This is a genomic window from Streptomyces sp. NPDC097129 (assembly GCF_055668065.1).
On sequence record NZ_JBVOQE010000005.1, the window covers coordinates 193,312 to 206,885 of the forward strand.

Annotated in this window: 8 protein-coding genes and 1 pseudogene; all 9 read left to right on the forward strand. The window is 72.1% G+C overall.

The window, feature by feature from the left end:
* Positions 1-12 precede the first annotated feature (12 nt).
* Positions 13-195: pseudogene (locus AC0B9F_RS17005) on the forward strand (sterol carrier protein domain-containing protein); the annotation flags it as partial.
* Between the two features lie 444 nt (positions 196-639).
* Positions 640-1,578: a UTP--glucose-1-phosphate uridylyltransferase gene (locus tag AC0B9F_RS17010; RefSeq protein ID WP_472003329.1), complete on the forward strand. Its 939-nt coding sequence runs from the start codon at positions 640-642 to the stop codon at positions 1,576-1,578.
* A gap of 162 nt (positions 1,579-1,740) precedes the next feature.
* Entirely contained in the window at positions 1,741-2,946 is a 1,206-nt protein-coding gene (locus AC0B9F_RS17015; RefSeq protein ID WP_472003331.1) for a cation:proton antiporter domain-containing protein, read from the forward strand.
* A gap of 390 nt (positions 2,947-3,336) precedes the next feature.
* Entirely contained in the window at positions 3,337-4,623 is a 1,287-nt protein-coding gene (locus AC0B9F_RS17020; protein WP_472003778.1) for an ABC transporter substrate-binding protein, read from the forward strand.
* 8 nt (positions 4,624-4,631) lie between these two features.
* Positions 4,632-5,588 (forward strand): carbohydrate ABC transporter permease, encoded by a 957-nt coding sequence (locus tag AC0B9F_RS17025; protein ID WP_472003333.1) that lies wholly within the window; start codon positions 4,632-4,634, stop codon positions 5,586-5,588.
* A complete protein-coding gene (locus AC0B9F_RS17030) occupies positions 5,585-6,403 on the forward strand; it encodes a carbohydrate ABC transporter permease (protein WP_472003334.1) in 819 nt (272 codons plus the stop codon). Before AC0B9F_RS17025 ends, AC0B9F_RS17030 begins: the two co-directional genes overlap by 4 nt.
* A complete protein-coding gene (locus tag AC0B9F_RS17035; RefSeq protein ID WP_472003336.1) occupies positions 6,400-8,781 on the forward strand; it encodes a beta-xylosidase/alpha-l-arabinosidase in 2,382 nt (793 codons plus the stop codon). The genes AC0B9F_RS17030 and AC0B9F_RS17035 overlap by 4 nt, the downstream gene beginning before the upstream one ends.
* 360 nt (positions 8,782-9,141) lie before the next feature.
* Positions 9,142-10,923: an N-acetylglutaminylglutamine amidotransferase gene (locus AC0B9F_RS17040; protein WP_472003338.1), complete on the forward strand. Its 1,782-nt coding sequence runs from the start codon at positions 9,142-9,144 to the stop codon at positions 10,921-10,923.
* Positions 10,920-13,427 (forward strand): prolyl oligopeptidase family serine peptidase, encoded by a 2,508-nt coding sequence (locus tag AC0B9F_RS17045; protein ID WP_472003339.1) that lies wholly within the window; start codon positions 10,920-10,922, stop codon positions 13,425-13,427. The genes AC0B9F_RS17040 and AC0B9F_RS17045 overlap by 4 nt, the downstream gene beginning before the upstream one ends.
* The last annotated feature ends 147 nt before the right edge of the window (positions 13,428-13,574 follow it).

The following is a 13,574-nucleotide window of genomic DNA, read 5'->3' on the forward strand; positions in this document are numbered from 1 at the left end:
CGCGTCGAGAGTCTGCTGACCATCCGGACGGCAAGGCCGATTGCGTCCCGACGGACCGAGGCCCCGCTCTCCCTGGACATGAACGACTTGGGGTCGGTCCACCTGGGCGGCACCACCCCGAGCACACTCGTGCGCGCCGGCCGCATCCGGCCCCACCGCCCCGACGCGGCCGCCCTCGTCGACGCCCTCTGCCGTGCTCTGCCGCGCGGAACGCTCCCCGCACTGCGGGCCCGCCACACGTCGTGCATCCGCTCACCCACGGTGCCGCGCGGCAGTGCCAGCCGCTCTTCCCACCGCTGCACCCACCCCGTGTCCGGCGTGATCTCCAGTACGCCGCCGATGTCGAGAATGACGCAGGTCGCCGTCACCCGAACTCCCCCTGTCCGTCCTGCCGGTCGGTGAGCGCGCACCGCCCGCACACATGGTCCGCGAAGACACTGTCGCCCTTCCTCCCGGGGCGGGAACAAGGGATCGCGGGATCTTGTGGCATTCCCGTTGCAGGGGAGTGGTCACTGACGGAGAAGGCGACGTGAGCGTGGAGCCACGGGGCCGAGTCCGTGAAACGGGGGCGGTACCGGCGTAGCGTCGGGGCGTACCGTGCCGGCCGGCACGGCGCGCCGGTCGACCGAGAGAGACCTGATGTCCCCGACGATCCGCAGGGCCGTGATCCCCGCCGCCGGACTCGGCTCCCGCCTTCTGCCGCTGACCAAGGCCATCCCCAAGGAGATGCTCCCGGTCGGCGACAAACCGGTCATCGAGCACACGGTGCGGGAGCTGGTGGACTCCGGTATCACCGACATCACCATCGTCGTCTCCGGCGGGAAGTCCCTGATCCAGGACCACTTCCGGCCCAACCCCGCCCTGGTGCGACAGCTGCGCGCCGACGGCAAGACGGCGTACGCGGACGCGGTCGAAGAGGTCGCCGAGCTGGCCCGCACGGGCCACATCACCTACCTCGACCAGCACGGGCCGTACGGCAACGGGACCCCTGTCCTGAACGCCGCCCGTGCCTTCGGTGACGAGCCGGTGCTCGTCCTGTGGCCGGACGACGTGTTCGTCGCGGAGGTGCCGCGCGCCCAGCAGCTGATCCGCGCCTACGAGCAGACCGGCTGCCCCGTTCTGGCGCTCATGCCCATGCAGCCCGCCGACTCCCAGCGCTACGGCGTGCCCATCGTCAAGGAGGACCTGGGCGAGGGCCGGCTGCGCATCACCGGCCTGGTGGAGAAGCCCCAGCCGGCCGACGCCCCCTCGGCGTTCGCGGCCATCGGCGGCTATGTCATCACCCAGGGCATCGTGAGCGAGCTGCGCGAGCAGACCAGACGCTGGTACGAGGACCGCGACAACGGCCGGCCGGTCGGCGAGGTCTACCTGACGGACGCGGTCAACGCGTACGCCGCCGGCCGCGCGGTCTACGGGCAGGTCATCCAGGGCACCTGGTACGACACCGGCAATCCCGCCGACTACCTCGTCGCGCAAATGGCCCACGCCCTGGCCCACCCCGAGTACGGGCCGGTTCTGCGCGACCTGGTCCAGCGGCTCGACTCGGTCGCCCACCCGGGCCCTGGCACGACCACATGAGCCGCTTGTGCCGTTCACGGCGCCGCTGAGCGACTGCCCGGGCGGATTTCGCTGCGCGCCGGGAAGTGGCGGAGCCATGGCGTGGATCAGGTGACCTAGGCTCTGCGCGGTGTCGGAGCGTGCAGTCTGGGAAGAGCGTGCAGTCTGGGAAGGCGGGGCGCCGTGCTCGCCGTAGCGGTCATCGCGGGAATCCTGTTCGTCTGGTCGCTGCTGGCGCACCGACTGTCCCGGTGGAGCATCACCGCGCCCATCGCCATGATCGGGACCGGTGTGGCGCTGACCGCGGGGTCGGATCCGCCACTGCACTTCGACTTCGACACGAAGGCCTTCGAACACGCCGTCGAGGTCGTTCTCGCGCTGCTGCTCTTCGTCGACGCCGTCGAGGTTCCCCTGTCGGTCATCACACGGGAGAAAGCCCTGTTCGTGCGGCTGCTGGGCATCGCCCTCCCGCTCACCCTCGGCGCGGCCTTCTCGGTCGGCTACCTCTTCTTCCCCGGTCAGCCCCTGTGGCTGCTCGCCGTCCTCGCGACCGTCGTCGTCCCCCTGGACCTCGCGCCCACCGCGTCCGTCGTCCGTGATCGCCGGATTCCCGGCCGGCTGCGGGAGCTGCTGAACGTGGAGGGAGGGCTCAACGACGGCATCGTCTCCCCGATCTTCCTGCTGTGCGTCACCCTCGGCGTCGAGTCGCACGGGGCGCACTCCGATTACGTCGACGCGCTGCTGACGGCGGTCGTCGCGTCCGCGTGGGCGGTCGCCACCGGTGTTGTGGTGGGCTGGACGAGCGGATGGCTGCTGGGCAGGTCGTGGGCGCACGGATGGACCCGGCCGACGGCGGTACGGCTGGGCGTGTTCGCCGTGCCCGTCGCCGCGTACACCCTGTCCGGTGCTCTGGGCGGCAACGGGTTCGTGGCCTCGTTCGTGGCCGGCGTCTGCTTCGCCCCGGCGATACGGCACCTGCCCGAGACCGCGGTCGAGATGACCGACGACCTGGTCACCCTGCTGGCTCTCGCGCTGTGGTTCATCTTCGGACAGATCGTCAACGAGGTGTTCGGCGGCGACGTTCCCATCGCCGTGGTGCTCTACGGACTCGTGGCCGTGGTGCTGGTGCGCCTGGTCCCTGTGCTGCTCTGCCTCACGAGGACGGAGATCAGGCCTGCCGACAGGCTGTTCCTGGGGTGGATGGGGCCGCGAGGGGTGACCTCGATCGTGTTCGGGGCGCTCGCGGTCGTCGAACTCCCCGCGCGGCAGGCGGACTTCATCGCCCGGGGGATGGTGATGACCGTCCTCGGCAGCATCGTCCTCCACGGGCTGAGCGCCGAGCCGATCGCCCGTCTCTACGCCCGGCGTGACCGGGCCCCGGCTGGGTGAGGGGGCCGAGCAGGCGGCACGCCTTCGTCCCTCAGTTCCTCGCGGGGGGCGGTGCTCTGTCGTTGCACCAGATGCGTGGCGAGTGCGAGGCGCAGGGCGCCCTCGCGGGGGTCCGGCGGCCGCGACAGCATCCGAACGACCGTCGAGCACTTTCGAAACTGTCGGAACGGGGACGCCCGCCTCGCTCGCCACGGTCGCCAGGGTGACCCTATCCCTCACCTCGCCGTCTTCGCCCACGTCCGGCAGCGTAAGTCATCGTCGGCGGTAACGGTTCGGCCGCGCGCGTGCACGACCGTTGACCGCGTCTTCCTTCTGCCTCTACTGTCCAGCCGCATGACTTTCGGCACTGTGGTCGAAACATTCGGAAGGCAGAGGATCATGCGTACACGGATGGCCCGGACGCTCGCCTGCGCCGCGTCGCTCGCCCTGGTGGGGACCGTCGCGGCCTGCGGAAACGGCAGCGGCGGGGGCTCGGCGAACGACGGCAGGATCCACGTGCTGGTCTACGGGGACGCCAGCAACAAGGTCGAGAGGCAGATCGTCGACACCTTCAACAAGACGTCGGACGTCAAAGCCGTCCTCGACACCATCCCCGGCGCCGACTACCAGCAGAAGCTCCAGACGATCATCAACACCCCGCAGGCGCCGGACGTCTTCTTCAACTGGGGCGGCGGTTCCATCCAGCCGTTCGTCAAGGCCGGCCTGCTGATGCCGCTGGACGACTTCATCAAGCAGGACCCCGGCCTGAAGAGCAAGTTCCTGCCCTCGGTGTTCAACAGCGCCGTCGTCGACGGCAAGGCCTACGGCATACCGATGCGCGGCACCCAGCCGGTGCTGCTGTTCAACAACAAGGAGGTGCTCGACAAGGCGGGCGTGCAGCCGCCCAAGACCTGGGACGAACTCCTCGACGCCGTAGGCAAGCTCAAGAGCGAGGGCGTCACGCCGATCGCGCTCGGCGGCGGGGACCAGTGGCCGACCCTGATGTGGTTCGAGTACGTCTACGACCGTGTCGCCGGCCCGGGGCTGTTCCGCAAGGCCCTCGACGGAGACAAGGAAGCCTGGGCGAGCCCGGACAGCAAGAAGGCGCTCGGCATGCTCCGCCAGCTCGTGGACGCCGGCGCCTTCGGCACCAACTACGACTCGGTGAAGTACACCAACGGCGCCTCCCCGGCGCTCGTGGCGTCCGGGAAGGCCGGCTTCGAGCTGATGGGCTCCTGGTACTACGCCCAACAGCAGCAGGACGCCAAGGACTTCGCCGCCAAGGGCCTGAGCTACACCGCGTTCCCGGCCGTCCCCGGCGGCAAGGGCGATGCGGGCAACGTCGTCGGCAACACCAACAACTTCTACTCGGTGCTGAAGAAGACCAAGCACCCCGAGGCCGTCGCCGCCTTCCTGAAACTCATGTACTCCGACGAGTTCGTCAAGGCACAGCTCGCCATCGGCAACCTGCCCACCACCACCAACACCCCGCAGTTCCTCGGCACTTCGGCCAGCCCCGCGTACTCCCGCTTCCAGTACGGCCTCGTCGCCAAGGCCACGTCCTTCCAGCTGTCCTGGGACCAGGCCTACCCGCCGTCCGCGATGACGCCCATCCACCAGGCGGTCCAGCAGTTCTTCGACGGGCAGCTCGGCACCGACGGATTCATCAAGGCCATGCAGGCCCTCCCCACCGAGTGACCGCGCTCATGACCACACAGACCACGAGCGCTCCCTCCGTCGCCGACGCACCGGCCAGGGCCCGGCGGAGGCCGCAGGCCTCGTACGCCGCCCACGGCACACGCCCGGGCTTCCTGTGGGCCCTGCCCGCCACCGTGTTCTTCGCCCTGTTCGCCATCGCGCCGCTGATCATGGTCGCGGTGCTGTCCTTCATGAGCTGGAACGGCCTCGGCTCACCGCGGTTCGTCGGCACGGACAACTGGTCCCGCATCCTCGACGACCCGGTGATGATGAAGAGCATCTGGCTCACCCTGCTGCTCACCGCCCTGGGCGTGGCCCTCCAGACACCGCTGAGCATCGTGCTCGGCGTGTGGGCCGCCGGACACCAGCGCAACCGCGCCGTGCTGTCGGCGATCTACTTCGTCCCGCTGCTGCTGTCCTCGACCGCCGTCTCCGTGCTCTGGCGGGCGCTGCTCGACCCCAACTTCGGCATCCCCGCACACATGACCTGGCTCTTCGGCGACGGCAACCTGTTCGGCGAGCAGGCCTCGGCCATCGGGGTGCTGGCGTTCGTCTCCACCTGGCAGTTCACCCCGTTCCACACCCTGATCTACCAGGGCGCCGCCCGTGCCGTCCCGCAGGTGCTGTACCAGGCGGCGGCGATCGACGGTGCGGGACGCTACCGCCAGTTCTTCCACATCACCCTGCCGCAACTGCGCACCTCGGTCATCACCTCGATGATCCTGATGATCGTCGGAGGTCTCACCACCTTCGAGACGGTCCTCATCCTCACCCAGGGCGGACCGGGCACCGACACCACGATCAGCGCCTACTACATGTACCAAAAGGCCTTCAAGGGCTTCGACTTCGGCGCCGGCTCGGCCGTCGCCCTGTGCCTGGTCGTCGCGGCCACGATCGTCTCGCTGATCGTCGTCCGCGTCTCCGGCTACGACAAGATGCGCAGCACCATGGAGGGGGTGTCATGAGGCGGCGCCCCCACTACCTCGCCGGCGCGGGCTCGGTCCTCTGGCTGGTCCTGGTCGGCCTGCCGCTGTACGTGATGCTGTCGGCCACGCTGCGCACCCGGCAGGACTACGCGACGAACGGACCGGTCTCCTTCCCCGGCGACTTCACCCTGGACAACTACACCGGGGCGTTCGACTCGGGCTTCGGCCGCTACTTCCTCAACACCCTCGTCGTGACCGTCTGCGTGGTCGCCGTCGTCCTGCTGCTCGTCCCGCCGCTGGCCTACGCGATCGTGCGCAGCCGCAGCCGCGTCACCTCGCACATCTTCCGGCTCTTCCTGCTGGGCCTCGCCATCCCCGCCCAGGCCGTCATCGTCCCGATGTTCTACCTGATCAGCGAGGCCGGCCTGTACGACAACCTGCTCGGGGTCATCCTGCCCACCGCTGCGTTCTGCCTGCCGATGTCGGCGCTCATCCTCAGCGGAGCCATGCGCGACATCTCCCCGGAGCTGTTCGAGGCCATGACGGTGGACGGTGCGAGCCCGCGCCGGATGTTCTTCCAGCTCGTCGTCCCGCTCTGCCGGGGCGGCCTGTCCACCATCGTCGTGTTCTCCGCGCTCCAGGCGTGGAACGGCTTCCTGTTCCCGCTCGTCCTGACCCAGTCCGACTCCACCAAGGTGATCACCCTGGGTCTGTACAACTTCCAGACCGAACACGGCGTCGACATCCCCGGCCTGCTCGGCGCGGTGACGCTGTCCATGGTGCCCGTCCTGCTCGTCTACCTGTTCGCCCGCCGGGCCCTCGTGCAGGGCCTGATGGGCGTGGGAGGAAAGTGACCGCCAACGTGGCCGTAGAGACCACCCCCGAAGTCCCCCTCTGGAACGACCCGGCCCAGGACCTCGGCACCCGCGTGTCCGCCCTGATCGAGGCCATGACCCTGAAGGAGAAGATCGCCCAGCTGTACGGCGTCTGGGTCGGCGCCTCCGACGAGGGCGGCGAAGTGGCGCCCCACCAGCACGACATGGAGGAAGCCGTCGACCTCGACGCCCTCCTGCCGGCCGGCCTGGGACAGCTCACCCGCCCCTTCGGCACCGCCCCCGTCGACCCCGCCCTCGGCGCGCTGTCCCTGCTGCGCACCCAGGCCCGGATCACGGCGGGCAACCGCTTCAAGATCCCCGCCCTGGCCCACGAGGAGTGCCTGGCCGGCTTCGCCACCTGGGGCGCCACCGCCTATCCCGTCCCGCTGTCCTGGGGCGCCACCTTCGACCCCGCCCTGATCCGCCGCATGGCCGCCGCGATCGGCCGGGACATGCGGTCCGTCGGCGTCCACCAGGGCCTCGCACCCGTGCTGGACGTGGTGCGCGACGCCCGCTGGGGCCGCGTCGAGGAGACCATCGGCGAGGACCCCTACCTGGTCGGCAGCATCGGCACGGCCTACGTCCAGGGCCTGCAGTCCGCCGGGATCGTCGCCACCCTCAAGCACTTCGCCGGATACTCGGCCTCGCGCGCCGGACGCAACCTCGCACCGGTGGGCATGGGCCCGCGCGAACGCGCCGACGTCGTCCTGCCCCCCTTCGAGATGGCCCTGGTCGAGGGCGCGGCAGGCTCCGTCATGCACGCCTACACCGACACCGACGGGCTGCCGTCGGCCGCCGACGAGGACCTCCTGACCGGGCTGCTGCGCGAGGCCTGGGGCTTCGACGGCACGGTCGTCGCCGACTACTTCGGCATCGCCTTCCTCAAGACCCTGCACGGCGTCGCGGACGACTGGTCCGAGGCGGCCGGCGCGGCCCTGTGCGCCGGCGTCGACGTCGAACTGCCCACCGTGAAGACCTTCGGCGCACCGCTCATTGAGGCCGTCACGGCGGGCCGGGTACCGGAGCCGCTCATCGACCGCGCGCTGCGCCGGGTGCTGCTGCAGAAGGCACGGCTCGGACTGCTCGACGCCGGCTGGAGCCCGGTCCCGGCCGCCCTCGACGGAGTGGACCTCGACGACCCCGACGCACTGCGCGGCACCGTCGACCTGGACTCACCCGCGAACCGCGCACTGGCCCGCACGGTGGCCGAGGAAGCGGTCGTCCTGCTCACCAACGACGGCACTCTGCCCCTGGCGACACCGCGCCGCATCGCCCTCATCGGCCCCAACGCCGACGCACCCTCGGCCGTGCTGGGCTGCTACTCCTTCCCCCAGCACGTCGGCGTCCACCACCCGGACACGCCGCCCGGCATCGACCTGCCCACCCTGCACGACGCCGTGCGCCGTGAGTTCCCCGAGGCCGGCATCACCCTCGTACGCGGCACCGGCGTCGACGACGGCGACGTCTGCGGCATCGCCGAGGCCGTGCGCGCCGCGGGGGAGGCCGACGTCGTGATCGCGGCGCTCGGCGACCGTGCCGGACTCTTCGGCCGCGGTACCAGCGGCGAAGGCTGCGACGCCGAGTCGCTGGCCCTGCCCGGAGCGCAGCAGCGCCTGCTCGACGCGCTGCTCGACACCGGCACCCCGGTGGTGGCGGTCCTGCTCGCCGGCCGGCCCTACGCCCTGGGCCGCGCGGCCGGTGAGGCCGCCGCGATCGTGCAGTCGTTCTTCCCCGGCGCGGAGGGAACCACCGCCCTCGCCGGGGTGCTGAGCGGCCGGACCGATCCCTCCGGGCGGCTGCCCGTGAGCGTGCCGCGCGGCACCGGCACTCAGCCCGCCACCTATCTCGGCGCCCGGCTCGCCCACGCCAGCGACGTGTCCGACGTCGACCCCACCGCGGCCTTCGCCTTCGGGCACGGCCTGTCGTACACGTCCTTCGCTTGGGGCGATCTGACGGTGGATCAGACCGAGGCGGACACCGGAGGGGAGTTCTCCCTCGCCTTCACCGTGCGCAACACCGGGCAGCGGCACGGCACCGAGGTCGTCCAGGTGTATCTGCACGACCCGGTCGCCTCCGTCGTCCAGCCGGTGCAGCGGCTCATCGGCTACGCCCGCGTCCCGCTCCCCCCGGCCGAGTCCCGCCGCCTGCGCGTCACCGTCCCGGCCGACCTCGCCTCCTTCACCGGCCGCGACGGACGGCGCGTCGTGGAACCCGGTGAGCTGGAGCTCCGGCTGGCGGCCTCCAGCGCCGACACCCGGTTGACGGCGACGGTGCGCTTGACCGGCCCGGAACGGCACGTGGACCACACCCGGCGGATGCATGCGTCGTTCGGTCAGGAGCCGCCCGCGGACGCGTGAAGCGCCCGCACGACCGGCTGGACCCCCCTCGTGGAGGTCCAGCCCGAGTGGTCGGCCTACGGCCGGCCTGCACATCGGGTGGTCAGCGGTGACCGGGGGTGACGGAGCGGACATGCCGCGACGGGCGTTCGCCGACTCCGCAGCGTGGGTCACCGCGCCGGCGGCGGCCCAGAGGAGACGCCCCCGGTCCGCCCGCTCACTGCCGGGTCGTCGATGGCGCGAGAGCGGCGGATGCGTATTCGCCGGTCACCTGGGAACCCTGGGTTGGGTGGTTCGTAGCGTTGCGTTTCGTGAGGTGAAGCAGTACATGTCGACCACCCAGGCCCAGGTACGTATCGCGCGCCGGGGAGGTGGTGCGTGATGTGCGGCCTGAGCGGCGAAATACGCTTCGACGGCGGACGGCCGGATGTCGCGGCCGTCCGGCGCATGAGTGACCGGCTCGCCGCCCGCGGCCCCGACGGCGAGGGGGTGTGGTCCAGGGGCCCCGTGGCGCTCGCCCATCGGCGACTGAAGATCATCGACCTGTCGGACCTCGGCGCGCAGCCGATGACCGACACGGAGCAGCAGGTCACCGCCGTCTTCAACGGATGCATCTACAACTACCGTGCGCTGCGCGAAGAGCTGCTCGGCCTCGGGCACCGATTCGAGTCGACCTCCGACACCGAGGTCATCCTGAAGGCGTACCGGCAGTGGGGGACCGACTGCGTCGACCACTTCCACGGCATGTTCGCCTTCGTGCTCGCCGAGCACCGGACGGGCCGGCTGATCCTCGGACGGGACCGGCTGGGCATCAAGCCGCTCTATCTGGCCCAGACGCCCGGGCGGCTGCGGTTCGCCTCGTCGCTCCCGGCCCTCCTGGCGGCCGGCGACGTCGACACCTCCCTGGACCCCGTGGCCGTGCACCAGTACCTCAGCTGGCACGCGACCGTGGCGGCACCCCACACCGTGCTGAACGGCGTGCGCAAGCTGCCGCCGGCCACCGTGCGGGTGGTCGAGCCGGACGGCACCCACCGGGACCACCGCTACTGGCAGCCGTCGTACACCCGCCGGCCCGAGCACGCGGACATGGGCCCGGACGAGTGGCGGGACGCGGTGCTCGACGCACTGCGCACCGCGGTGCGCCGGCGGATGGTCGCCGACGTGCCGGTCGGCGTCCTGCTCTCCGGCGGCTTGGACTCCAGCCTGATCGTCGCGCTGCTCGCCGACGAGGGACAGCGGGACCTGGCGACGTTCAGCGTGGGCTTCGAGTCGGAGGGCGGCACCGACGGGGACGAGTTCCCCTACTCGGATCTCATCGCCCGGGAGTTCGCCACCGACCACCACCGGCTGCGCGTGCCCTCCGAGCGTGTGTCGACGGCCCTCGACGCAGCGATCGCGGCGATGAGCGAGCCGATGATCAGCCACGACGTGGTCGCGTTCCATCTGCTGTCCGAGCAGGTGGCCAAGGAGGTGAAGGTCGTCCAGAGCGGGCAGGGAGCGGACGAGGTCTTCGCCGGCTACCACTGGTATCCGCAGCTGGCCGCGGCCGACCGGGCCGGGGCGGCCGACAGGTACGCGGACACCTACTTCGACCGGCCCCACGCCGACCTCTCCCGGATCCTGCAGCCGGACATGCTCCCGCCGGACGACGTCTCCGGCCGTTTCGTCAGGGAGCACATGGCGGCGCCGGGGGCCGAGACGGCGCTCGACGCCTCCCTGCGGCTGGACACGCACGTCATGCTCGTCGACGACCCGGTGAAACGGGTCGACAACATGACCATGGACTGGGGCCTGGAGGCCCGCGTGCCGTTCCTGGACCATGAACTCGTGGAACTGGCGGCCGCCTGCCCGCCGGAGCTGAAGCTGGCCGACGGCGGCAAGGGCGTGCTGAAGGAAGCGGGCCGCAAACTGCTGCCCCACGAGGTCATCGACCGGCCCAAGGGCTACTTCCCCGTCCCGGCGATCACCCACATGGCCGGGCCCGTCCTGGAGCGGGTCCGCGAGACACTGAGCGCTCCGCAGGCACGGCAGCGCGGGCTCTTCCAGGACGCCTACGTCGCCGAACTGCTGGCGGCGCCCGAAGAACACCGGACCAAGCGCGGGGCGAACGCCCTGTGGCAGGTGGCTCTGCTGGAGACATGGCTTCAGACGCACGGAATATGACCGGCGAACGCATCACCTCCGGCGCGGACGGCCCCGACGCGGCGGCCGGGTCGCCCATGAACGCGGCGGCCAGGCGGCCCACGAGTGCGGCGGCCGGGCGGTCCGCGGACCTCCATCCGGCGCGCGGTGCGAGGGGAGCTGCGGCGGACCCGGACGGGCGCGGCTTCGGGCAGGCCGCCCAAGGCCCGGACGCGCGCGGCTTCGGGCAGGCCGCCCCGGACGCGGACGTGCACGGCTTCCCGCAGGCCGCCCACGACCCGCACGGGCTGGTTCTCCCGCGCGCCGCCCCCGGCCCCGACGGGCGCATCCTCCCGCAGGCCGCCCCGGACCCGGACGGGCACGGCCTCACCCACGCCGCCCCGGCGCACATCCCCCTCACCGACGCCTCGGGCCCCCGCGAAGGCGCCACCCGGCTCACGGCACACGGCTGCTGGTACCCGTCGGCCGACCCCGCCGGAGCGCAGGTGGCCTTCATCTGCGACCGCGGAGGCGTACCCCAGTTGTGGGCGGGCCCCGTCGACGGCGGTGAGGTGCGGCTCCTGGACGCCGGACCCCACCCCGTCCGCGAGGTGTCCTGGTCACCCGACGGCCGCTGGATCGCCTACACCACCGCCCCCGGCGGCGGGGAGCACCTGCGGGTGCTGTGCGTACGCCCCGACGGCACCGACCGCCGCATCCTGGCCGGAGCGGAACCCGGTACCACGGCCTACCTGGGCTGCTGGGCGCACGACGGATCGGCCGTCGCGGTCACCGTGGCCGTCCCCACCGGCCTGCCGCCGGACACGGCCCCTCAGGCCGAACACGGCGGCAGCGGCCGGCCCGCCGGCTGGTCCGGCCGCGGCGGCGACGCCGTACTCCTCGGACCCGCGCCGCTCACGGCGACCGAGCCGAGGCCGACGGCGCAGGGCGGGGCCCCGGCGCCCCCTGGGCCGCGGGCCAGTCGCTTCGCCGCCCTGTTCACCTCCGCGCCGCACGGCCGGGTGACGCCGGCCCACGACGATCCACGGCACGGCCGGTTCCCTGCGACGGCCGGATTCGGCGACGGGCTGTCGGCCTACCTGATCGACCCCGACGGCGTGGCCGCCCCCGTCCTGCTGGCCACCGAGCAGGACGCGGCGACGCTGCGCGTGTGCGACCTCAGCCCCGACGGTGCCCTCGCGCTGCTGCGGCGCGGCCCGCGCGGACGGCGCGAGGCGGTCGTGGTCCGCACCAGCGATCTCGCCACGACGTGTGTCGTACCCGTGGCCGACGGCGATCCGTGGATCGGCCGCTTCTCGCCCCAGGCGGACACCCTCTGGCTGCGCAGCGACGCCGAGCGTGAGTTCGCGGCCCTGATCGCCGCCCGACTCGACGCGGAGGGCCGCCCCCGCCACTGGTCCGTCGCGGCGGAGCGCGCGGGCAGCGAACTGGAGCTGCTGGCCTTCGCCGCCGACGGTCACACCGCGGCACTGGCCTGGAACGTCCGGGGCGCGAGCGAGACCGAGATCGTCGACCTGCCCGCCACCGGTACGGCCCCGGGCGCCACCGGCGTGCCCCGGCCCGTGCCGCTGCCGCTGCCGCACGAAGTGGTCACCCGCATCGTGGGCGCGGGCCGGGGACGGCTGGTGCTGGCGCTGTCCGGCTCACAGCGCCGCCCCGGCGTGTGGTGGCTGTCCGCCGGCGTGGAGCTGGTGCGCACGCCCTGGTCGTCCAAGGACGAGGACGCGGTGCCTCCGGGCCGCCCGCCCGTGCGGCCGGTGCCGGTGGCGGTGACCGCGCGGGACGGGCTGGCCCTGCACGGCTGGTACTACCGCGCACCGGGGCGCGGCCCCGGCGAGCCCGCTCCCTGCGTGATCCACCTGCACGGCGGCCCCGAGGAACAGGAACGCCCCGTCTTCAACCCGCTCTACCACGAGATCCTCGGGCGGGGGCTCGACGTCTTCGCACCCGACGTGCGCGGCTCCTCCGGGCACGGCCGGTCGTTCGTGGACGCCGACCTCGGCCGGGGCCGGTTCGCCGCCCTGGACGACGTGGCCGACTGCGCCGCCCACGCCGTACTGGCGGGCCCCGCCGACCCGGCACGGCTCGCGGTGATGGGCCGCTCGTACGGCGGCTACCTCACGTTCGCCTCCCTCGTTTGGCACCCCGACCTGTTCCGCACCGGGGTCGCGGTCTGCGGCATGTCCGACTTCGCGACGTTCTTCGAGGGCACCGAACCGTGGATCGCGCAGTCCGCGGCGCACAAGTACGGGCATCCGGAACGCGACAGGGAGCTGCTGCGGGCCCTGTCTCCCATGACCCGGATCGACGCACTGCGCGTGCCCGTGCTCGCCGTCCACGGGGAGCACGACACCAACGTCCCGCCGCGTGAATCGGAGCAGTTCGTGAGGGCGGCACGGGAACGCGGCCGGACGGCCGAGCTGCTCACCTTGCGCAACGAGGGCCACGACTTCCTGCGCGCCGACAGCCGCCGCCTGTTCCGCCGCGCCGCCGCCGACTGGCTGCAGCGCCACCTCGCCGACTGACGGTGAGCCGCGGCCCGGGCCCCGAGAGCCGTTCCCGGCGCGCACACGGGCGGCCCGCCCCGGCGCGCGCTTCGGCCGGGACCTTTGCAGACTGCAAGAGCGGGTACCCGCGCAGGCAGCGGCAGCGGACGGCGGTCCGCGAGGCCC

Bases quoted from the DNA above. Each gene is read 5' to 3' on its own strand.
- AC0B9F_RS17010 (WP_472003329.1), top strand. From the start codon at position 640: ATGTCCCCGACGATCCGCAGGGCCGTGATCCCCGCCGCCGGACTCGGC.
- AC0B9F_RS17020 (WP_472003778.1), top strand. From the start codon at position 3,337: ATGGCCCGGACGCTCGCCTGCGCCGCGTCGCTCGCCCTGGTGGGGACC.
- AC0B9F_RS17025 (WP_472003333.1), top strand. From the start codon at position 4,632: ATGACCACACAGACCACGAGCGCTCCCTCCGTCGCCGACGCACCGGCC.
- AC0B9F_RS17030 (WP_472003334.1), top strand. From the start codon at position 5,585: ATGAGGCGGCGCCCCCACTACCTCGCCGGCGCGGGCTCGGTCCTCTGG.
- AC0B9F_RS17040 (WP_472003338.1), top strand. From the start codon at position 9,142: ATGTGCGGCCTGAGCGGCGAAATACGCTTCGACGGCGGACGGCCGGAT.
- AC0B9F_RS17045 (WP_472003339.1), top strand. From the start codon at position 10,920: ATGACCGGCGAACGCATCACCTCCGGCGCGGACGGCCCCGACGCGGCG.